Here is a 20733-nt window from a genome sequence, read left to right as displayed (position 1 = left end):
TGTGAGCAGGGTGTTTGTGCGGTTCAGCACGGTAATGAGGAGTGCGGGGTAGTCGCATGCATATCGTGATCATGGGCTGCGGCCGGGTGGGTGCGGCACTCGCCCAGACCCTGGAGCGACAGGGACATACCGTCGCCGTCGTCGACCAGGACCCGACCGCCTTCCGCCGCCTCGGCTCCGGCTTCGGCGGACGCCGGGTGACCGGTGTCGGCTTCGACCAGGACACCCTGCGCGAGGCGGGCATCGAGGAGGCCGGCGCGTTCGCCGCGGTCAGCAGCGGCGACAACTCCAACATCATCGCGGCCCGGGTGGCACGCGAGATGTTCGGCATCGAGAACGTCGCGGCCCGTATCTACGACCCCCGCCGCGCCGAGGTCTACCAGCGGCTCGGCATCCCCACCGTGGCCACCGTGCGCTGGACCGCGGACCAGATGCTGCGGCGGCTGCTGCCGTCCGGCGCGGAGCCGCTGTGGCGCGACCCCAGCGGCGGAGTGCAGCTCGCCGAGGTGCACACCTCCCCCGCCTGGGTGGGCCACAAGGTCAGCAAGCTGCAGGAGGAGACCGGCGTGCGCGTCGCGTTCCTCACCCGGCTCGGCGAGGCGATGCTGCCGACCTCGGAGACGGTGCTGCAGGAGGGCGACCTGGTGCACGTGATGATGCGCACCGACGAGGTGGAGAAGGTCGAGGCGGCTTTCGATGAGGGACCCGAGGAGGCCGGCCGATGAGGGTTGCCATCGCTGGAGCGGGCGCCGTGGGGCGTTCCATCGCGAGCGAGCTGCTGGAGAACGGGCACGAGGTGCTGCTCATCGACAAGGCCCCGACGGCCATCTCGGTGGAGCGGGTGCCGCAGGCCGAGTGGCTGCTCGCCGACGCCTGCGAGATCACCTCGCTGGACGAGGCCGCGCTGCAGCGCTGCAACGTGGCGATCGCGGCGACCGGTGACGACAAGGTCAACCTGGTTGTCTCACTGCTCGCGAAGACCGAGTACGGGGTGCCGAGGGTGGTCGCCCGGGTCAACAACCCCAAGAACGAATGGCTGTTCAACGAGGCGTGGGGAGTCGATGTCGCGGTCTCCACGCCGCGGCTGATGTCGGCGCTGGTCGAGGAGGCGGTGAGCGTCGGCGACCTGGTGCGGCTGCTGCGCTTCAGCCACGGCGACGCCAACCTGGTGGAGCTGACGCTGCCGCCGGAGGCGGCGCTGGCCGGCACCCGGGTCGGGGACGTGGAGTGGCCGGAGGACACCTCGCTGGTCACCATCATCCGCGGCACCCGCGTCCTGACGCCGAGCAAGGACGACGTCCTGGAAGCGGGCGACGAACTTCTGTTCGTCGCCGCCCAGGCCCGCGAGGAGCAACTGGAGGAATTGCTGTCCGTGCAGCGCGCGGACGCCTCCTAAGAGCTATCCCGTAATGCTGGGATAGTCCGGATTGCGGACGCGCCATCCCAAGCGTGGTCCCGGCGAGCCGGGTCCCATCCTGGGGTAGACATGTCGCCCACCGGAATCTGCAGAGCAGAGGCTGTGCTTCACCTGGGGTGGAGTTCAGCTGCCACGCGTGTCCGGCCCTAGGGCGCGGACTGCCGTGGTTGACTCGACGGGGCGTCTCGCCACCCCTGCCGAGCCCAACGATGCTCGGCCGTCCGGGTTACGGACGCTCGGAGGACTACGGGACAAGTCCTAGCGCCTCTACGCGACACAAAGCGCCGGGCGGGCCCCCATCGGCCCGCCCGGCGCTTTGTCGCTCTTTCAGAGGTCTCGCAGAGTCTCCCTCGCCCGCTCCCGCTCCTGCTCCGCCTTCTCCTCCGCCTCCATCTCCGCGATGACGTCGATCGGCGGCGGGGCCTTGGCCAGGAATATCCACGTCAGATAGACGGCCAGCAGGAACGGCGGAATGCCGAGCGCGACCTTGACCCAGCCGAGCTGGGTGGCGTCGCCCCACCAGTACAGCGGGAAGAGGATCGCCGACTTGGCGAGCAGGATCAGCCCCCAGGCCCAGGTGGACTTGGTGTACGCGCGGAACCGGCCGGGGTTGCGGGTACGCCAGGAGAGGTTCTCCTTGAGCATCGGCCCGAGCAGCACACCGATCAGCGGATAGCGGAAGATCGCCGAGAGCACGTAGGCGACGGCCAGGCCCAGGGTGTAGAGCATGCCCGGCAGATAGAAGTTCTTCGCGTCGCCGGACATCATCGCGAAGATCGCGCCGAAGGCGACCCCGAAGACCCCGCTGAAGGCGTGCTTCAGGGTCTCCTTGCGGATCAGCCGGGCCAGCGCGAGGAGCACAGTGAGGCCCAGCGACGCCAGGGCCGCGAGATGGATATCGCGCTTGATCGTGTAGAAGAGGACGAAGACCAGCCCGGGGACGGTGGTGTCCACCATGCCCCGCACCCCGCCGAACGCCTCCAGGAGCGCGGTGTCCGCCGCCGCTCTGCTCTGCGCGGCGGCCGCGGAATCCTCTTCGGTCGCCGTCGGCTCGTCGTCTCTCGTCACCGGCTATTCCTGTCCGAGGGGTCGGAGTTCGTACTTGGGGTTGAACAGCACCCGGCGTCCGTGGCTCATGGAGATCCGGCCGGTGGCGATCAGCTTGCGGCCCGGCTCGATCCCGAGGATGGAGCGCCGGCCCAGCCACACCACGTCCAGGGCGGCGGTGCCGTCGAAGAGCTCCGCCTCCAGGGCCGGCACCCCGGCCCGGGGCCGCAGTGTGACGGTGCGCAGTGTACCGGTCACCTTGACTATCTGCCGGTCGCCGCAATCGCCGATCTTGGTGCAGCCGGCGGCCTCGGCGTCCTGCTGCAACTCCGCGGAGTGAAGCTCCTCCTGGGAACTCGACAGCCGGTCCAGCATCCTCCGGAATCGGCCGGCCGGCTTATCGGATTTGCCAGGGGGCTCGTCTACGGCACTCATACGGCCAGCGTACCGGGGAGCCCTCACGGGGTCGCCGCCCGAACCGGCGCTCAGCGCTCCAAGCGGCGCTCAGCGCTCGAAGCGGTAGCCCATGCCCGGCTCGGTGACGAAGTGGCGCGGATGCGAGGGGTCGGCCTCCAGCTTGCGGCGAAGCTGGGCCATATAGACCCGCAGATAGTTGGTCTCGGTGCCGTACGAGGGCCCCCAGACCTCCTGCAGCAGCTGCTTCTGGCTGACCAGCCGGCCCGTGTTGCGGACCAGGACCTCCAGCAGATGCCATTCGGTGGGCGTCAACCGGACGTCCACGCCGCCGCGGTTGACCTTCTTGGCGGCCAGGTCGACCGTAAACCCCTCGGTCTCCACGACCGCGCCGCCGTCGGCCGCCCCGACGGGCTCGGCGCGGCGGACGGCCGCGCGCAGCCGGGCCAGCAGCTCGTCCATGCCGAAGGGCTTGGTGACGTAGTCGTCGGCCCCGGCGTCCAGGGCTTCGACCTTCTCGTCCGAGGTCTGGCGGGCCGAGAGGACGAGGATCGGGACCCGGGTCCAGCCGCGCAGCCCCTTGATCACCTCGACGCCGTCCATATCGGGCAGACCCAGGTCGAGTACGACCACGTCGGGGTGGCGGGTGGCGGCGAGCCGCAGGGCGATGGCGCCGTCGGAGGCGGCGTCGACCTCGTATTTGCGCGCCTTCAGGTTGATCACGAGCGCGCGCACGATCTGCGGCTCGTCGTCCACCACGAGCACCCGGTTCATCTGACGGCCTGCCCTTTCGCTTGTGTCTGGTCCATAGTCGCTGATCACGAGGTGACCTGGGCGGGCAGCGGGGAGCTGACCGGCTCACGGCCGGCGGCGGCCCGCAGGGTGAGCACCATGGTCATCCCGCCGCCGGGGGTGTCCTCGGCGGCCAGCCGGCCGCCCATCGCCTCCACGAAGCCGCGGGCGACCGCGAGCCCGAGGCCGACCCCCGCGCCGCGCGGGGCGTCGCCGTACCGCTGGAACGGCTCGAAGATGCGGTCCTTGGCGCTGTCGGGGACGCCGGGGCCGCGGTCGGCGACCCGCAGCTCGACGCGGTCGCCCAGGGCGCTGGCGGACACCAGGACGAGCAGGCCGTCCGGGCTGTACTTCACGGCGTTCTCCACGATGTTGGCGACGCTGCGCTCCAGCAGGCCGGGGTCGACCGCGACCATCGGAAGCTCCTCGGGGATCTCGAGGCTGACGCAGGTCTCCGGGACACCGACCAGGGCCATCGGGACCACCTCGTCGAGGTCGATCTCGCGGATCAGCGGCGTGACGGTGCCGGTCTGCAGCCGGGACATGTCAAGGAGGTTGCCGACCAGGTGGTCGAGGCGGTCGGCGCCTTTCTCGATGCCCTCCAGGAGCTCGGCCTCGTCCTCGGGCGACCAGGCGACGTCGTCGGAGCGCAGCGAGGACACGGCCGCCTTGATGGCCGCGAGGGGGGTGCGCAGATCGTGGCTGACGGCGGCCAGCAGCGCGGTGCGGATGCGGTTGCCCTCGGCCAGGTCCCGGGCCCGCTCGGCCTCCAGGGCCAGCCGCTGCCGGTCCAGGACCACGGCGGCCTGGGCGGCGAAGGCGGCGAGCACCCGGCGGTCCTCGGCGGGCAGCACCCGGCCGGAGAGCGCGAGCGCCATGTGGTCGCCGACCGGCATGTCGACGTCCGCGTCCTCGGGCCGCTCGGGCAGCGGCGCTCCCCCGTTGCCGCCGACGCTGCCCGCGCAGGTCCAGGGGGCGACATCGCTCTCCCGCTCCAGCAGCGCCACCGAGTCCATGCCGAAGGTCTCGCGGACCCGCTCCAAAAGCGCCTCCAGGCTGGTCTCGCCGCGCAGCACGCTGCCGGCGAGGAAGGACAGCACCTCGGATTCGGCGCGCAGCCGGGCGGCCTGGTGGGTGCGGCGCGCGGCGAGGTCCACGACGGAGGCCACACAGACGGCCACGGCCACGAAGACCGCGATGGCGACGATGTTCTGAGGGTCGGCGATGGTGAGGGTGTGGGTGGGCGGGGTGAAGTAGTAGTTCAGCAGCAGCGAGCCGACGGCCGCCGAGGCGAGGGCCGGCAGCAGCCCGCCGAGCAGCGCCGCGACCACGGTGAGGAACAGGAACAGCAGCACCTCGTTGGCGAAGCCCGGTCCGCCGTCGGTGGCCAGCGCGCCGCCCGAGTGGGTCAGCAGCAGGGTGAGCAGCACCGGTCCGGCGACCCCGGTCAGCCAGCCCGCGATCAGCCGGGTGCGGCCGAGCCGGGCGCCGCGCGCGACCGGCAGACCGCGGCCCTTGGCGACCTCGTCGTGGGTGACGATGTGGACGTCGAGGTCGGGCCCGGAGTCACGGGCGACCGTGGCGCCCACACCGGGCCCGAAGATGTACTGCCAGGTCTTGCGGCGGCTGGAGCCGAGCACGATCTGGGTGGCGTTGACCCCGCGCGCGAAGTCCAGCAGGGCGCGGGGGATGTCCTCCCCGATGACGTGGTGGAAGGTGCCGCCCAGGTCCTCGACGAGGGTGCGCTGGAGAGCGAGCTCCTTGGGCGACGCCGAGGTCAGGCCGTCGCTGCGGGCGACGTAGACGGCCAGGACCTCGCTGCCTGAGCCCTTGGCCGCCATCCGGGCGGCGCGGCGGATCAGGGTGCGCCCCTCGGGGCCGCCGGTGATGCCCACGACGATGCGCTCGCGGGCCTGCCAGGTGGAGCGGATGCTGTGCTCGGAGCGGTACTGCTGGAGGTATTCGTCGACCCGGTCCGCCGTCCACAGCAGGGCGAGTTCGCGCAGCGCGGTGAGGTTGCCGGGCCGGAAGTAGTTGGACAGCGCGGCGTCGACCTTGTCCGGCTTGTAGATGTTGCCGTGCGCCATCCGGCGGCGCAGCGCCTGGGGCGACATGTCGACCAGCTCGATCTGGTCGGCGCGGCGGACCATCTCGTCGGGCACGGTCTCCCGCTGCCGTACCCCGGTTATCGACTCCACCACGTCGCCCAGCGACTCCAGGTGCTGGATGTTGAGGTTGGAAACAACATCAATACCCGCCCGCAGCAGCTCCTCGACGTCCTGCCAGCGCTTGGCGTTCCGGCAGCCGGGGACGTTGGTGTGGGCGAGTTCGTCGACGAGGACGACGGCGGGGCGGCGGGCCAGGACCGCGTCCACGTCCATCTCCGTGAACTGGGCCCCGCGGTACTCCATCTCCCGGCGGGGCACCTCCTCGAGGCCGCGCAGCATCACCTGGGTGCGCGGCCTGCCATGGTGCTCGACGAATCCGACGACGAGGTCGGTGCCCCGCTCGACTCGCCGGTGGCCCTCGGACAGCATGGCGTACGTCTTCCCGACGCCCGGCGCCGCGCCGAGGTAGATACGAAGCTTCCCGCGTCCCATGGTCTCATTTTCCCCGTTGGGCGTTTTCTTGAGGAAACCTGCCGTCCGGCCGCTTTCGATCGCCGTTGACGGCTCTCTGACGGCCGTGACCACGCTCTTGACGCTTCTTTTACGCCCCCCCTGGCCTGCGGAGCAAAAAGCCGGTGAGCCGCACTCCGAGGGAGGGAGTGCGGCTCACCGGCGCCGCTGGCGTCAGGCTTTGCCGACGACCTGGATCAGCCGGATGCCAGCGAGCAGCCCGCCAGGGCGTCAAGACCAGAGGGGGCGGTCGCGCCCTGGCGGGAGATCGAGATGCGGATGCGGTCGATGGTGGAGGTGCGCTTGTCCTTCAGCGGGCCGAGGATCGCGTTCTGGACGAAGTTCGGGCCGCCCTGGCCCACGGACGAGGCCAGCCGCTTGTTGGCCTCGTCGATCTGCGTCTGCAGCAGCGCGACGTTGCGGTCCACTTCCGCCTGGGCAGCGGCCGGCACCGCGCCGACCTTGGAGGCGACGTCCGGGCAGCTGATCGACTGCCCGGTCCCGGTGCCGGTGCCGGCCCCGGCGTCCGAGCCCGCGCCGTCCTCCGCCCCGGAGCCCGGATCCGTGGGCTCGGCGGTGCCCGGAGCGGTCGCGGGGGGCTCCGCCGCGCCGCCTGAGCCCGCGTCGGAGCCCTGTCCGGCACCGCCCTGCCCGGCGCCCGCGTCACCGCCCAGGGAGCACTCGGCGAGCGCGTCGAGGCCCTGTGGCTTCTCGGCCTGGCGGCCGATGGAGATCGCGATCCGGTCCAGGGTGGACTTCCGCTTGTCCGCCAGCGGGCCGAGGATCGCGTTCTGGACGAAGTTCGGGCCACCCTCGCCCGCGGACGAGGCCAGCCGCTTGTTGGCCTCGTCGATCTGCGTCTGCAGCAGTGCCAGGTTGCGGTCCACCTCCGCCTTGGCCTTGGCGGGGATCTCGGGCAGGGAGCCCGTCACATCGGGGCAGCTGATGGTGGACGCCGCTTTGGTGCTCGCATCGCTGCTCGATCCCGAGCCGTCCTGCCCGGCCATGGCGGCTCCCACCGCGACAGCCGCGCAGGTAACACCGCCGATGGCACCGACAACCAGGACGCGCCGACGGTGCAGTAACGGAAGGCCACGGGACATCTGATCACCTCGTGAGGTCACAAACAGCAACGGTCTACTGGTGGCGCCCCGTCCTGCCCCTGCTCCGGGTCGCGCAAGGTCTCGCGCCCATCAGTACGGGCCGGGTGACAGCTGTGTTCAATGTGCCTCAAGAAAAAATCCGCCCCGGCAAAGCCGCCCCTGCAAAGCCGCCGCGGAAAGAGCGGAAAGAGCGGCCGCCAGGAGCGGCGTCCGGAAAGCCCGAGGGGCCCGGGAGACTGGCTCCCGGGCCCCTCGGACTCGGCCGGCGACGGCGCCGGCGCGCAGAGCGCGTGCGCTCAGCGCACCTCGCTGATCTCCGGCCCGCGCTGCAGCCGATCGGCGCCGCCCGCGAACCGCGAGCCCTGCGCCTCCTCCTGCTGCACCCCGTCGGGCACCATCTGCGCATCGTCCGGCAGCTTGAGGACGATCGGGTCGCGCGGGGCCATCGGGCCCTCGCCGCGCACCACGACCGTGTCCCGGAAGATCGCTTCCAGCAGGCTGCCGGTCTCGGGCTGCACCGCGCCCTGCCCGGAGATCACCCCGCGCAGGAACCAGCGCGGCCCGTCCACGCCGACGAAGCGGACCACCTGCACGCCGTTCTTGCCGTCCGGCAGCTGCACCGGCACCTGGGCGCGCAGCTCCCAGCCGAGCGGGCCCTCGACCTCGTCGACGACCCCGCCCTGCTGGGTGATGCCGGTGGCGATCTCGTCGCGCACCTCGCCCCAGATGCCTTCCTTCTTGGGCGCGGCGAACCCCTGGAGCTGGACGGCGCTGTCCCGAAGCACCACGGTCGCGGCGACGATCGCGTCACCCGCGACCTCCACCCGCAGCTCCATGCCCTCGACACCGGGCACGAACAGGCCGCCCAGGTCCACTCGGCCCTCGCCGGGCTGACGCACCTCGGACACGTCCCACGGCCCTTCGGGGCGCGGCGCCGGGGGCAGGCTCACCCGCTCGGCGACAGCGTCCTCCTCGGGGTCCGCGGCAGCACCCGCGTCCTCGGCGTCTTCGCCGTTCTCGGCCAACTCCTCGGAGGCCACGTCGAGCGGCTCGACGTCCTCCTTGCTGCGCTTGCGGCGACGTCCGAACACGTCATCGTCCTTCCCGGTCGGAACCGACCGAAGCGTACCTATTCCCACCCGATGCCCTACCCGTTGAACCGTCCACTGCGGCATGACCGCCGGTGGACCCGAAGCCCCCGTCGGCCCGCGCCGAACCGGGAAGCTCCGCCACCTCGTGGAAGCGCACCTTCTCGACCTGCTGGACGATCAGTTGGGCGACCCGGTCGTAGCGCTCGAACCGCACACTCTCGCGTGGATCCAGGTTGACCACGATCACCTTGATTTCTCCACGGTACCCGGCATCGATGGTCCCGGGCGCATTCACCATGGCGACCCCACAGCGGGCGGCGAGTCCGGACCTCGGATGCACGAAGGCGGCATACCCGTCCGGGAGCGCGATAGACACTCCGGTCGGCAGTACCGCGCGCTCACCGGGGGCGAGCTCGGCCGCCTCGGTGGTGACGAGGTCGGCGCCGGCGTCGCCGGGATGGGCGTACGCCGGGATCGGCACCTCGGGGTGCACCCGGCGGATCAACACATCTACGGGCGTCACAGTCACGCCTTCCCCTTTGCCTGTCCCTTGTGCTCGGTTGTCCGGTGCTCGGTTGTCCGGTGCTCGCTCGTCCGGCTGTTCCTCCGGCCGCCGGGCGCTCACGGATTCACCTCGAACGCGCGCGCGACCTTGACCTGGTCCGGATCGGCGAGCGCCGCGTCGATCTCCTCCGAGCGGCCGTTCTTGATGAAGTGGTCGACCTTGACCTCTATGAAGAGCGCGTCGGCCCGCACCGCGACCGGGCCGTCCGGGCCGCCCATCCGGCCGGTGGCCGTGCAGTAGATCTTGCGCCCGTGCACCGCCGTCACCCGCGCGTCCAGGTGCAGCACGGTGCCCACGGGCACGGGCCGGAGGAAGTCCGTCTCCAGCCGTCCGGTCACCGCGATGACCCGCTGGAGCCAGTTGAGCGCCCCCAGCGCCTCGTCCAGCGCCGCGGTCAGCACCCCGCCGTGGGCGAGGCCCGGCGCGCCCTGGTGGCCGGTGCGCACGGTGAACTCGGCCGTGACGCTCACGCCGTCGCCCGCCCGGGGTTCGAGGCCGAGACCGTGCTCCTGGCCGCAACCGAAGCACGCCTCGTAGTGCGCGCCGAGGACGCCCCCGGGCGCAGGGGCGTCGGGGTGCCGTACGGGTGCCCTGGCGCCGTCCGGCGGCTTCAACGCGGTCTGTACTCCACTCACATCGGCTGACCTTACCCGCGCGGGAAGCGCCGGTCGGCGGCCATGCCAAGCTTGGGACCATGCAGCCTTACGAAGAACGCCTGACCGCACCCCGTTCGTGGTGGTTCATCGCATTTCTGGTCGGGGTTGCGGGAGCGCTGATCCTGCTGCCGTTCGGGACGCTGCCGATGCTCGGCGGTCTGATCGGCGGGGCGGCGGCCGCCGCGGTCGTGGTGAGCGCCTACGGTTCGGCCCGGGTCCGGGTGGTGGCGGGCTCGCTGGTCGCCGGTGAGGCGAAGATCCCGGTGTCGGCGCTGGGAACCGCCGAGGTGCTGGACCGCGACGAGGCGGCCGCCTGGCGCACCTACAAGGCCGATCCGCGGGCGTTCATGCTGCTGCGCAGCTACATCCCGACCGCGCTGCGGGTGGAGGTCACTGATCCGCAGGACCCGACGCCGTACGTCTACGTCTCGACCCGCGACCCCGAGGCCCTGTCCGCCGCTCTCTCGGCCGTACGGGCCCAGTAAGCGCCCCGGCCCTCACCGGCTCGGCGGGTCAGGCCTCCAGCGGCGGAAGCGCGCCCCAGGGCACCTGCCGGGCGCGCAGATCCTTGCGGATCTTCCGGGCGAGCTTCTTGGTGTCGCGCCGGTTCATCGCGGCGCCCACGGTGGCGCCGATCATGAAGGGCGCGAGGTTCGGCAGATTGCGGAAGCTGCGCTTGAGGACCTGCTGGCGCAGCTCACGCTTCGCTTGAACGCCGAGCGCGGCGTTCACACTCGCCGGGACGGCGGCGGCGTCGATACCGCGCTCCTCGGCCCATGACTCGAGATAGGCGATGGCGCGCTGCCGGCCGGTCCCGGGCGCGCGCACCCCGTAGACCTCATGGAGCTCGGCGATGAGCTTGATCTCTATCGAGGCGACGCCGATGATCTCGGCGGCCAGCTCGGTGGGCATGGCGGGCGGGGCCGGCAGCATCGCCGCGGCGCCAACGCCCGCGCCCACGGTGGAGGTGCCGTTTGCGGCACCGGCCACCAGTTTGTCCGCGATCTCCTCCGGGCCGAGCCCGGGGAACTGCTTGCGCAGCGCGGCGAGGTCGCGGACCGGAATCCGCGGAGCGTTCGCGACGATCCGATCGGCGACCGCGTAGACCCCCGCTCTAGCGCGCTCGCCTCCCTTACGGGCACCTCGGCCGACAGCGGCCGCGAGCGAGGCCAGCCGGCCTCGCTCGACGTGCGCCTCGGTCACGTCGCCGTGCTCCGCATCCACGCCGGACCCGCGGCTTACGCCGCGCAGTCGCGGCAGATCGGCTGGCCGTTCTTGGTCTCGTTGGCCAGCTGGCTGCGGTGGTGCACGAGGAAGCAGCTCATGCAGGTGAACTCGTCGGCCTGGCGGGGCAGGACCCGCACGGACAGCTCCTCGTTGGAGAGGTCCGCGCCGGGCAGCTCCAAGCCCTCGGCCTGTTCGAACTCATCCACGTCGACCGTCGACGCGGACTTGTCGTTCCGCCGGGCCTTCAGCTCCTCAATGCTGTCCTCGTTGACATCGTCGTCGGTCTTGCGTGGGGTGTCGTAATCCGTTGCCATGTCGCTCTCCCCCTCTGGGTGTCTGCGGTGTCTCCAGCGCACGTAACGCGTGAGAGGCCGGACTTGTGCCCGACCCGAGGCGGAGATTTTGCCTCACATCAAGGTCTGTTACTCAATCGACACCCAACCGCACCCCTGAAGAGGTGATCGGCTTGGATGGCGATCGGGACCGTACACGGTCCGAATGTCGCACTCACATGCGCCCTCACGTGTACTTCCCGTGATCACGGCCTCCGGAAACCCGGACTTTCCCGGCTTTCCACCAGTCGTGACGATCACACAGAGTATATGGCTTGAAATTCGCCCATGTGATCGATCACACAGGATACAGGCGGGGGTCGGATCGCCAAAATTCCTCCCAAAGCGAACAACGCAACGTCTGCGTCCTGGAACTTCTTCCCGGCCTCAGCCGGCTCTCAGCCGGTCTTCAACCAGGGGTGCCTTCAGCCCGGCGCCCCAGCCAATATCAGACCGGGAGCACGACCCGCATCACCAGGCCGCCGCCGTCCCTCGGCTCGGCGGTGATCCGACCGCCGTGCGCGCGCGCCACGGAGCGGGCGATCGACAGGCCGAGCCCGACGCCCTTGTCGCTGCCCGTGCGCTCGGTGCGCAGCCTGCGGAAGGGCTCGAAGATATTGTCCAGCTCGTACGCGGGGACCACCGGCCCGGTATTCGCCACCACCAGCACCGCCTGTCCCGCCCCCTCCTGCACCTCCGTGGTCACCTCGACCCAACCGCCCTGAGGGATGTTGTACCGCACCGCGTTCTGGATGAGGTTCAGCGCGATCCGCTCCAGCAGCACGCCATTGCCCTGGACCACCGCGGACTGCCGCACCCCGCGCACCGCCACGCCCTTGTCCTGCGCCTCCGTACGGACCTGCTCCAGCGCCTGGGAGGCGACCTCGGCGAGGTCCACCGGCTTGCGGTCGACGATCTCGTTGTCGCTGCGGGCGAGCAGCAAAAGACCCTCCACCAGCTGCTCGCTGCGCTCGTTGGTGGCCAGCAGCGTCTTGCCGAGCTGGGTCAGATCGGGGGACGCCTGCGGATCGGAGAGCTGCACCTCCAGCAGGGTCCGGTTGATCGCCAGCGGGGTGCGCAGCTCATGCGAGGCGTTGGCCACGAACCGCTGCTGGGCGGTGAACGCGCGGTCCAGGCGCTCCAGCATCTCGTCGAAGGTGTCGGCCAGCTCCTTCAGCTCGTCGTCCGGGCCGTCCAGCTTGATCCGGCGGGACAGATCCGAACCCGCCACCTGGCGCGCGGTGCGGGTGATCCGGCCGAGCGGCGAGAGCACCCGCCCGGCCATGGCGTAGCCGAACGCGAAGGCCACCACGGCCAGGCCCAGCAGCGCCAGCAGCGACCGGCGCAGCAGGGCGTCGAGGGCGAGGGCGCGCTGGTGGCTCATGCACCGCGCCACCGCCTCGTTGAACAGCGTGGTGCTGCCCTGGCTGGGCAGATCACAGGTGCGGTCGGTGAGGCTGTAGTCCATCTTGATGATCTGGAAAGGGAGCTTGCTGCTCCCCTGAAGGACGTCCGCCGCCAGCAGATAGATGATCGTCAGCAGCACCACGCCGGCGATCAGGAACATCCCGCCGTACAGGAGGGTGAGCCGTATCCGGATCGTGGGCCGCAGCCAGGGAGGACGCGGGCTCGCCGCCGGCCGCGGGTCCCAGCTGGGCTTGGGTGGTGCGGTGGGCGGAATCGGGGTCGTGGCCATGCCCGATCAGATCCGGTAGCCGGAGCCGGGCACCGTGACGATCACCGCGGGCTCGCCGAGCTTGCGGCGCAGGGTCATGACGGTGACCCGGACCACGTTGGTGAACGGGTCGGTGTTCTCGTCCCACGCCTTCTCCAGCAGCTGCTCGGCGGAGACGACGGCGCCCTCGCTGCGCATCAGCACCTCGAGCACCGCGAACTCCTTGGGTGCCAGCTGGACCTCCCGGCCGTCCCGGAAGACCTCACGTCGGTTGGGGTCCAGCTTGATCCCGGAGCGCTCCAGCACCGGCGGCAGGGCGACCGTGGTGCGGCGGCCGAGAGCCCGTACGCGGGCGATCAGCTCGCTGAAGGCGAAGGGCTTGGGCAGATAGTCGTCCGCGCCGATCTCCAGCCCCTCGACGCGGTCGCTGACGTCGCCGGAGGCGGTCAGCATCAGCACCCGGGTGGGCATGCCGAGCTCGACGAGTTTGCGGCACACATCGTCGCCGTGGACCAGCGGAAGGTCCCGGTCGAGGACGACCACGTCGTAGTCGTTGACGGCGATGCGCTCCAGGGCGGCGGCCCCGTCGTACACGACGTCGACGGCCATGGCCTCCCGGCGCAGTCCGGTGGCCACCGCATCGGCGAGCAGCTGCTCGTCCTCGACGACGAGTACACGCACGTTCGTGGGTCCTTCCCTTGGGTGCCTTACGGGCGTCATGGAGTGCCCGGCGGGCTCGATCCGGCCGGACTCGATCGGCGCCCGGCGCCTCCATCCTGCCTCGAAGGCTCATAAACCGGCGGTAAGGGGGATCCGGAAGGGTCTGCTCAAGATTCTTTTTGTGCGGAGGTTTCCCCTCACAGAGCGATGGGGAGGACGACTGCACACCCCGATCACGCCCTGTATGTGGCATCCCACAAGCATCTCTGTCACCAGCAGGGACCACGCACGTGATCGTCCCGCCCCGGCACACCCCCGTGCCACCGACCCACGACGAGGGGGCGCACATGGACGCGTTCACCGCAGGCATTCTGCAGCGTATAGAGACCACCCAGTCCGATCTCACTCGCGCCCGTGAGACGGGCGACGACTACCTTGCCGATGTCGAGCTGTCGGAGCTCGAAGACCTGCGTCGGCTTGCCGCCGAGCACGGCGTGGAGGTCGGCGCCATCGCCTGACGGCGATCTCCCGGCACCCGCGCTCAGCAACTCTGCGACGCCCCGGCTGCCCTTGCGGCACCGGGGCGTCGTGCTGCGTTCAGACCGCGTTCAACGGGTCTGACGCCCGTACGGGCAGCCGTACGGGCGCACGGGCGTCACAGGGTCAGTCGTGCCAGGCGCCCAGGTCCTCCAGGAGCCCCTGCAGCGGCTCGAAGAGGCCCGGGGGCGCGGCGATGATGAGCTCGCCCGAGGCCGCGATCCCCGGCCGCCCGCCGGTCAGTGCGCCCGCCTCGCGGGCTATCAGCGCACCGGCCGCGTAGTCCCACGGGTTCAGCCCGCGCTCGTAGTAGCCGTTGAGCCGGCCGCACGCCACATCGCACAGATCGATGGCCGCCGACCCGCCGCGCCGGATGTCGCGCACCTTGGGCACCAGGGCGCGGACCACCTCGGCCTGGCCGATGCGCCGCTCGGTGAGGTAGCCGAAGCCGGTGCCCACGAGCGCCTGATCCAGCGCGGGCGCGGGACGGCAGCGCACCCGCTCCCCCCGCTCCTGCCCCTCGGCTACGAGGTAGGCACCGCCGCCGAGCACCGCGTGGTACGTCTCGCGGCGCATCGGGGCCGTCACCACACCCACGACCGCCTCGCCGTCCCGCTCGGCGGCGATGCTCACCGCCCAGGCCGGCAGGCCGTAGAGGTAGTTGACCGTGCCGTCGAGCGGGTCGATCACCCAGCGCACCCCGCTGCTGCCCTCGGTGCTCGCGCCCTCCTCCCCCAGCACGCCGTCGTCGGGACGGCGCTCGGAGAGGAAGTCCGTGATCAGCTTCTCGGCGGCCAGGTCCATCTCGGTGACCACGTCGATGGGGCTGGTCTTGGTGGCGGCCACGCCGAGGTCGGCCGGGCGGCCGTCACGGAGCAGGTCTCCCGCCCGGCGGGCGGCCTCCAGGGCGACGTCGAGGAGTTCGGTCGTGAGCGGGTCGGTCATCGTGCTCCTTAAAGGCATGCGGGCGGACGGAAGGGCATGCGGGCGGCGCCGACGACGTTGGCGGGCCGGTGGTCGGGGCTCGGCTCCCGGGGCGGTGCGGTCGTGCGCTCAGTCCTCGCCCGCGGCGGCGGGCCGCGGCGCCCGGGCCGGGCAGCAGCCCGCCGGGCAGAGGTCGTGGCTCGGGCCGAGCGCGCCCAGCGCGCAGCGCGTCGGCGCGGCCGTCTCCCGGCCGGCGGCGAAGCGCTCGGCGGCCGCGCGCTCCAGGACCAGATCGCGCACCGCGGCCGCGAAGCGCGGGTCCGCGCCCACCGTCGAGGCGCGCGCGACCGGCAGCCCCAGCTCCTCGGCCTTGGCCGCCGCCTCCGTGTCGAGGTCGTACTTGACCTCCATGTGGTCGGAGACGAAGCCGATCGGGACCATCACGGCGGCGGGGGCGCCCGCGCCGTGCAGCTCCTCCAGGTGGTCGCAGATGTCCGGCTCCAGCCACGGGATGTGCGGGGCGCCGCTGCGCGACTGGTAGACGAGGCGCCAGGAGTGCTCCACGCCGGTCTCTTCGCGCACCGCGTCGGCGATCAGCCGGGCCACGTCCAGGTGCTGGGCGACATAGGCGCCGCCGTCCCCATGGCCCTGGGGCGGGCCGGAGGTGTCGGCGGCGGCGGTCGGGATGGAGTGCGTGGTGAAGGCGAGGTGCGCCCCGGCGCGTACGGCCTCGGGCAGCTCGGCCAGCGCGGCGAGCGTCGCGTCGACCATGGGCCGGACGAAGCCGGGATGGTTGAAGTAGTGCCGCAGCTTGTCGACGCGCGGCGTCTCCAGGCCCTCCGCCTCGAGCACGGTCAGCGCGTCGGCAAGGTTCTCGCGGTACTGGCGGCAGCCGGAGTACGAGGCGTACGCGCTGGTGGCCAGCACCAGCACGCGGCGGCGGCCGTCGGCGGCCATCTCGCGCAGGGTGTCGGTCAGATAGGGCGCCCAGTTGCGGTTGCCCCAGTAGACCGGCAGGTCGAGGCCGTGCTCGGCGAAATCCTTGCGCAGCGCCTGCAGCAGCTCGCGGTTCTGCTCGTTGATCGGGCTGACACCGCCGAAGAGGAAGTAATGCCGGCCCACCTCCTTCAGCCGCTCACGCGGGATGCCGCGGCCGCGCGTCACGTTCTCCAGGAACGGCACCACGTCCTCGGGGCCCTCCGGACCGCCGAAGGAGAGCAGCAGCAGGGCGTCGTACGGAGCGGAAGATCGAGCGGGGGATGGCTGGGCTGGCTGTTCCGGCATGTCCCCGATCCTGCCACCCGGCACTGACGGGCGGGAAATAGACCTGCGCGGCCCTGTGGATGGCCGTAATCTGTCTCGGCGCCTACGTTCCTTACCGGCTCAACCGATTATCCGCTCACCTGCTCATCACCCCTGTCACCCCTGGCACCCCTGCCAGAACTTGCCCACCGCGGAGCCCTCCCTTGCCCAGCCCCGGCCCCTATCGCGCGATATTCGCCGCCCCCGGCACCAAGGGCTTCGCCGCCGCGGGGTTCCCCGGCCGGCTGACGATCTCGATGACCGCCATCGGCGTGGTCACGATGATCTCCGAGCTCACCGGCCGGTACGGACTGGCGGGCGCGGTGTCGGCCGCGCTTTCGATCTCCTCGGCGGCGCTGGGCCCTCAGGTCTCCCGGCTGGTGGACCGGCACGGCCAGCGCCGGGTGCTGCGCCCGGCCGCCCTCGTCGCGCTCACCGCCGTCGCCGGGCTGCTGCTGAGCGCGCATCTGCGCTGGCCGGACTGGACGCTGTTCGCGTTCGCCGCCGCGGCCGGGTGCGTGCCGAGCATCGGGGCGATGGTGCGGGCCCGCTGGGCGGCGATCTACCGTGACACGCCGCACCGGCTGCATGCCGCGTACGCCTTCGAGTCCGTCGTCGACGAGGTCTGCTTCATCGTCGGCCCGATCCTGTCCGTCGGTCTTTCCACCGCCTGGTTCCCGGAGGCGGGCCCGCTGCTGGCCGGCTGCTTCCTGGCGGTCGGGGTGCTGGCGCTGACCGCGCAGCGCGCCACCGAGCCCGTACCGCATCCGCGCGAGCACCACACCGGCGGCTCGGCGCTGCGCTCGGCCGGGCTCATGGTGCTGATGACCGCCTTCGCCGCCGTGGGCGCGCTCTTCGGGGCGATCGACGTGGTGACGGTGGCGTTCGCCGAGGAGCAGGGCAACAAGGCCGCGGCCAGCGTCGTACTCGCCATCTACGCGGCGGGCTCCTGCCTGGCGGGCGCGGTCTTCGGGCTGCTGCGTCTGAAGGGTTCGGCCCCCCGCAGGTGGCTGCTGGGTGTCTGTGCGATCGCCGTGAGTATGATCCCCCTCCAACTGGTCGGGAACCTTTCGTTTCTGGCCGTGGCGCTCTTCGTCGCGGGCCTGGCCGTCGCACCGACGATGGTCACCACCATGGCCCTGGTCGAACAGCTCGTGCCACGCGCGAAACTGACCGAGGGCATGACCTGGGTGAGCACCGGGCTCTCGATCGGGGTGGCGCTCGGCTCGTCGGCCGCCGGATGGGTGGTCGACGCCGCCGGAGCGCGCGCGGGGTACGCGGTGCCGGCCGTGGCCGGGGCGTTCGCGGCGGCGGTGGCGTTCCTCGGGTACCGCCGGCTGCGGCCGGCGCCACAGCGGGAGGGGTCGGGCGCGGATGGCCGTAAAGACCGTAAGGACCATGAGGACCAGCCGGAACGGCGTGTGGCGTAACTGGGCGGGCAATGTGATCGCCCGGCCGGCCCGGAGCATCGCCCCCTCGTCGACCGCGGAGCTGGCCGAGGTGGTGCGCCACGCGGCCGAGGAGGGCCTGCGGGTCAAGGCGGTGGGCACCGGCCACTCCTTCACCGCCGCGGCCGCCACGGACGGGCTGCTGATACGCCCCGAGCGACTGGCCGGGATCCGGGAGATCGACCGGGAGGCGGGGACGGTGACCGTCGCGGCGGGCACCCCGCTGTGGCAGCTCAACCACACCCTGGCGGCGCACGGCCTGTCGCTGACCAATATGGGCGACATCATGGAGCAGACGGTGGCCGGGGCCACCGCCACCGGCACCCACGGGACGGGCCGGACCAGCGCGTCGATCGCCGCCCAGATCAGAGGTCTGGAGCTGGTGACGGCGGACGGCTCGGTGCTGCGCTGCTCGGCCGAGGAGAATCCGGAGATCTTCTCCGCCGCCCGGATCGGGCTCGGCGCACTGGGCGTGGTGAGCGCGATCACCTTCGCCGTGGAGCCGGAGTTCCTGCTCACCGCGCACGAGGAACCCATGCCCTTCGACCGGGTCATGGCCGATTTCGACCAACTTGTCGCGGAGAACGAACACTTCGAGTTCTACTGGTTCCCGCATACGGGCAGCTGCAACACCAAGCGCAATAACCGCACCGACGGGCCCGCCGCCCCGCTGGGCCGGGTGAGCGGCTGGGTCGACGACGAGCTGCTGTCCAACGGCATCTTCCAGGTGGCCTGTTCGGTGGGGCGGGCGGTCCCCGCCACCATCCCCGGCATCGCCAAGATCTCCAGCCGGGCGCTGTCGGCCCGCACGTACACGGACATCCCTTACAAAGTCTTCACCAGTCCGCGCCGGGTCCGCTTCGTGGAGATGGAGTACGCGGTGCCGCGCGAGGCCGCGGTCACGGTGCTGCGCGAGCTCAAGGCGACCGTGGAGCGCTCGGGGCTGAGAGTCAGCTTCCCGGTGGAGGTGCGCACCGCACCGGCCGACGACATCCCGCTGTCCACCGCCTCGGGCCGGGACACCGCCTACATCGCGGTGCACCTGTACCGGGGCACCCCGCACCGGGCGTACTTCACGGCGACCGAGCAGATCATGACCGCGCACGGCGGGCGCCCGCACTGGGGCAAGCTGCACAGCCGCGACGCCGCGTATCTGGCGGGGGCCTATCCGCGGTTCGGGGAGTTCACGGCCATCCGCGACCGGCTGGACCCGGAGCGGCTGTTCGGCAACGACTATCTGCGGCGGGTCGTGGGCGACTGACGCACCCCACCCTCACCCCCGCTCTCGGCACCCACCCCGACCCCATCCGCCCCTGCCCGCACATTCGTTCCCATCCGTGAAGGGAAGCGAGCAAAATCGAAGGAGATCGTTCCGTTTCTGTCGATCATGTGAAACTTAGCCCCCACATCACGCCCCACGCCGCCCAGTTCATGGTCCACAGGCCCCCCGCGGCGAGAACTTGACTGGCGCGCCGCTCCACCTGAGCGGCCCGAATGGAGTACTGTTGCGGTCCCTGGCCCCGCTTTCCCGTCCGGCCGCCCGGACCCAACGGGAGGGGTCAAAAGGCGGCAACTCAACCGGCGGCGCCGCGACATGACATGGGGATCGCTGCCCCGAGCGACGGCGCCGTCGCTTTGGGCTGCAAACAGGTCACCGTGCCATAACGGCGGATCGGGGCGCAGGCCCGACACGCCGGGCAACTCGGCAAAGTTGTGGCAGGCTGCACCCGGGCACGCCACACTCGTCTAGCGGGAGAGCAGCGACGCAACCGTGACGTCGGCAGGCACCACCCGGGAGGTCCCCATGCCCGAACTGCGTGTCGTGGCCGTCAGCAACGACGGCACACGGCTGGTGCTCAAGGCTGCGGACAGCACGGAGTACACACTTCCCATCGACGAGCGTCTGCGCGCCGCCGTGCGCAATGACCGCGCTCGGCTCGGCCAGATCGAGATCGAGGTCGAGAGCCATCTGCGGCCGCGCGACATCCAGGCCCGTATACGCGCCGGCGCCTCGGCCGAAGAGGTCGCACAGATGGCGGGCATCCCCGTCGACCGCGTGCGCCGCTTCGAGGGTCCGGTGCTCGCGGAGCGCGCCTTCATGGCCGAGCGCGCCCGCAAAACACCCGTGCGCCGCCCCGGTGAGAACGCCGGGCCGCAGCTCGGCGAGGCCGTCGCGGAGCGGCTGCTGCTGCGCGGCGCGGAGAAGGACACCGCGCAGTGGGACTCCTGGCGGCGGGACGACGGCACCTGGGAGGTGCTGCTGGTCTACCGCGTGGCCGGAGAGCCGCACTCGGCCAGCTGGACCTACGACCCGCCCCGGCGGCTCGTCCAGGCCGTGGACGACGAGGCCCGGGCGCTGATCGGCGAGGCCGACGACACCCCGGAGCCGAGCTTCCCGTTCGTACCGCGGATCGCCCGGCTGCCGCGTGACCGGGACCGTGATCGAGAGCGCGACCGGCCGGGCTCGTTCGAGCGAGGCGACGGCGAGTCCGACTCCACGGTGGCGTCCGCCTCGGTGGAGGACGGCCTCGGTGGCGAGCGGGACTCGCTCACCAGCCTGCTGGAAGCCGTGCCGAACTTCCGGGGCGACATGGTCGTGCCGGACGCGCCCAGCCCGGCCTCCCCGGCGGACGAGCCCGTCGAGGAGCCCGAGCCCGTCGAGCCCCCGGCCCCGGCGGCCAGCGCCGGTTCGGCGTACGCGGACGTCCTGATGCCCCGTTCGGTCGCCGGCCACCGCGATCGGCTGACCGGCACCACGGACCGTCAGGCGGAGGCGGACGGCGTGCGTCCGGGCCGCCGGGCGGCGGTGCCGAGCTGGGACGAGATCGTCTTCGGCACCCGCCGCAAGAAACAGGAGTAGCGGCGGCAGTTTCACGCTGGCCGGGCCTCGCCGTCGGAGTACGACGGCGAGGCCCGGACGTGTGT

Annotated in this window: 21 protein-coding genes; 7 read left to right on the top strand and 14 right to left on the bottom strand. The window is 71.4% G+C overall.

What is annotated here, in order from left to right:
- The first annotated feature begins 56 nt into the window (after window positions 1-56).
- Together ACFV2X_RS48890 and ACFV2X_RS48885 are read left to right on the top strand one after the other, a co-directional pair.
- A complete protein-coding gene (locus tag ACFV2X_RS48890; RefSeq protein WP_385629207.1) occupies window positions 57-725 on the top strand; it encodes a potassium channel family protein in 669 nt (222 codons plus the stop codon).
- Window positions 722-1396, top strand: coding sequence for a potassium channel family protein (locus ACFV2X_RS48885; protein WP_385629204.1), 675 nt, complete (start codon window positions 722-724; stop codon window positions 1394-1396). The genes ACFV2X_RS48890 and ACFV2X_RS48885 overlap by 4 nt, the downstream gene beginning before the upstream one ends.
- 348 nt (window positions 1397-1744) lie before the next feature.
- Here the strand turns inward: ACFV2X_RS48885 and ACFV2X_RS48880 are convergent, their stop codons facing one another.
- The 8 genes from ACFV2X_RS48880 to ACFV2X_RS48845 all read right to left on the bottom strand — a co-directional run bounded on the left by ACFV2X_RS48880 (window position 1745) and on the right by ACFV2X_RS48845 (window position 9682).
- Window positions 1745-2485 carry a DUF3159 domain-containing protein gene (locus ACFV2X_RS48880; RefSeq protein ID WP_385629201.1) on the bottom strand — a complete coding sequence of 247 codons (741 nt, stop codon included), beginning with the start codon at window positions 2483-2485 and terminating at the stop codon, window positions 1745-1747.
- A 3-nt stretch (window positions 2486-2488) separates the two neighbouring features.
- The gene (locus ACFV2X_RS48875; RefSeq protein ID WP_078610406.1) at window positions 2489-2899 is read right to left on the bottom strand and encodes an OB-fold nucleic acid binding domain-containing protein; all 411 of its coding nucleotides are present in this window, start codon (window positions 2897-2899) and stop codon (window positions 2489-2491) included.
- A gap of 69 nt (window positions 2900-2968) precedes the next feature.
- Window positions 2969-3652, bottom strand: coding sequence for a response regulator (locus ACFV2X_RS48870; RefSeq protein WP_385629198.1), 684 nt, complete (start codon window positions 3650-3652; stop codon window positions 2969-2971).
- 44 nt (window positions 3653-3696) lie between these two features.
- The gene (locus ACFV2X_RS48865) at window positions 3697-6270 is read right to left on the bottom strand and encodes a DUF4118 domain-containing protein (RefSeq protein ID WP_385629195.1); all 2574 of its coding nucleotides are present in this window, start codon (window positions 6268-6270) and stop codon (window positions 3697-3699) included.
- A gap of 215 nt (window positions 6271-6485) precedes the next feature.
- Window positions 6486-7391: a hypothetical protein gene (locus ACFV2X_RS48860; protein ID WP_385629193.1), complete on the bottom strand. Its 906-nt coding sequence runs from the start codon at window positions 7389-7391 to the stop codon at window positions 6486-6488.
- Between the two features lie 296 nt (window positions 7392-7687).
- Window positions 7688-8482, bottom strand: coding sequence for a DUF3710 domain-containing protein (locus ACFV2X_RS48855; RefSeq protein WP_385629191.1), 795 nt, complete (start codon window positions 8480-8482; stop codon window positions 7688-7690).
- Between the two features lies 1 nt (window position 8483).
- A complete protein-coding gene (dut, locus tag ACFV2X_RS48850) occupies window positions 8484-9011 on the bottom strand; it encodes a dUTP diphosphatase (protein ID WP_385629189.1) in 528 nt (175 codons plus the stop codon).
- A gap of 92 nt (window positions 9012-9103) precedes the next feature.
- Complete coding sequence (locus ACFV2X_RS48845; RefSeq protein WP_385629188.1) at window positions 9104-9682, bottom strand: PaaI family thioesterase; 579 nt, start codon at window positions 9680-9682, stop codon at window positions 9104-9106.
- 59 nt (window positions 9683-9741) lie between these two features.
- Between ACFV2X_RS48845 and ACFV2X_RS48840 the strand changes: the two genes are divergently transcribed.
- The gene (locus ACFV2X_RS48840; RefSeq protein ID WP_385629186.1) at window positions 9742-10188 is read left to right on the top strand and encodes a DUF3093 domain-containing protein; all 447 of its coding nucleotides are present in this window, start codon (window positions 9742-9744) and stop codon (window positions 10186-10188) included.
- A 28-nt stretch (window positions 10189-10216) separates the two neighbouring features.
- On the opposite strand, the gene ACFV2X_RS48835 is transcribed toward ACFV2X_RS48840, so the two are convergent.
- The 4 genes from ACFV2X_RS48835 to ACFV2X_RS48820 form a co-directional block, all read right to left on the bottom strand.
- Complete coding sequence (locus ACFV2X_RS48835) at window positions 10217-10927, bottom strand: hypothetical protein (protein ID WP_385629183.1); 711 nt, start codon at window positions 10925-10927, stop codon at window positions 10217-10219.
- Between the two features lie 14 nt (window positions 10928-10941).
- Window positions 10942-11244, bottom strand: a complete 303-nt coding sequence (locus tag ACFV2X_RS48830) for a DUF4193 domain-containing protein (RefSeq protein WP_014175864.1) — start codon at window positions 11242-11244, stop codon at window positions 10942-10944.
- Between the two features lie 466 nt (window positions 11245-11710).
- Window positions 11711-12958 carry a sensor histidine kinase gene (locus ACFV2X_RS48825; protein WP_385629180.1) on the bottom strand — a complete coding sequence of 416 codons (1248 nt, stop codon included), beginning with the start codon at window positions 12956-12958 and terminating at the stop codon, window positions 11711-11713.
- Window positions 12959-12964: 6 nt separating this feature from the next.
- The gene (locus ACFV2X_RS48820; RefSeq protein WP_089508583.1) at window positions 12965-13618 is read right to left on the bottom strand and encodes a response regulator transcription factor; all 654 of its coding nucleotides are present in this window, start codon (window positions 13616-13618) and stop codon (window positions 12965-12967) included.
- A 269-nt stretch (window positions 13619-13887) separates the two neighbouring features.
- Between ACFV2X_RS48820 and ACFV2X_RS48815 the strand changes: the two genes are divergently transcribed.
- Window positions 13888-14115, top strand: a complete 228-nt coding sequence (locus ACFV2X_RS48815; protein ID WP_385629230.1) for a hypothetical protein — start codon at window positions 13888-13890, stop codon at window positions 14113-14115.
- Window positions 14116-14260: 145 nt separating this feature from the next.
- Here the strand turns inward: ACFV2X_RS48815 and ACFV2X_RS48810 are convergent, their stop codons facing one another.
- Both ACFV2X_RS48810 and ACFV2X_RS48805 read right to left on the bottom strand, forming a co-directional pair.
- Window positions 14261-15079: an inositol monophosphatase family protein gene (locus ACFV2X_RS48810; protein WP_385629176.1), complete on the bottom strand. Its 819-nt coding sequence runs from the start codon at window positions 15077-15079 to the stop codon at window positions 14261-14263.
- 108 nt (window positions 15080-15187) lie between these two features.
- Window positions 15188-16342 (bottom strand): ferrochelatase, encoded by a 1155-nt coding sequence (locus tag ACFV2X_RS48805; RefSeq protein WP_385629175.1) that lies wholly within the window; start codon window positions 16340-16342, stop codon window positions 15188-15190.
- A 182-nt stretch (window positions 16343-16524) separates the two neighbouring features.
- Between ACFV2X_RS48805 and ACFV2X_RS48800 the strand changes: the two genes are divergently transcribed.
- From ACFV2X_RS48800 to sepH, 3 genes are all read left to right on the top strand, one after another.
- Window positions 16525-17790, top strand: coding sequence for an MFS transporter (locus ACFV2X_RS48800; protein ID WP_385629173.1), 1266 nt, complete (start codon window positions 16525-16527; stop codon window positions 17788-17790).
- Window positions 17759-19069 (top strand): D-arabinono-1,4-lactone oxidase, encoded by a 1311-nt coding sequence (locus tag ACFV2X_RS48795; protein WP_385629171.1) that lies wholly within the window; start codon window positions 17759-17761, stop codon window positions 19067-19069. Before ACFV2X_RS48800 ends, ACFV2X_RS48795 begins: the two co-directional genes overlap by 32 nt.
- Before the next feature lie 543 nt (window positions 19070-19612).
- Complete coding sequence (gene sepH, locus ACFV2X_RS48790) at window positions 19613-20668, top strand: septation protein SepH (RefSeq protein ID WP_385629169.1); 1056 nt, start codon at window positions 19613-19615, stop codon at window positions 20666-20668.
- The last annotated feature ends 65 nt before the right edge of the window (window positions 20669-20733 follow it).

The sequence above is a fragment of the Streptomyces sp. NPDC059679 genome (genome assembly GCF_042734105.1).
In the GTDB taxonomy this organism is placed as follows: Bacteria; Actinomycetota; Actinomycetes; order Streptomycetales; family Streptomycetaceae; genus Streptomyces.
The sequence above is the reverse complement of the archived record's forward strand: the minus strand, read 5'-3'. Positions and strand labels throughout refer to the sequence as shown.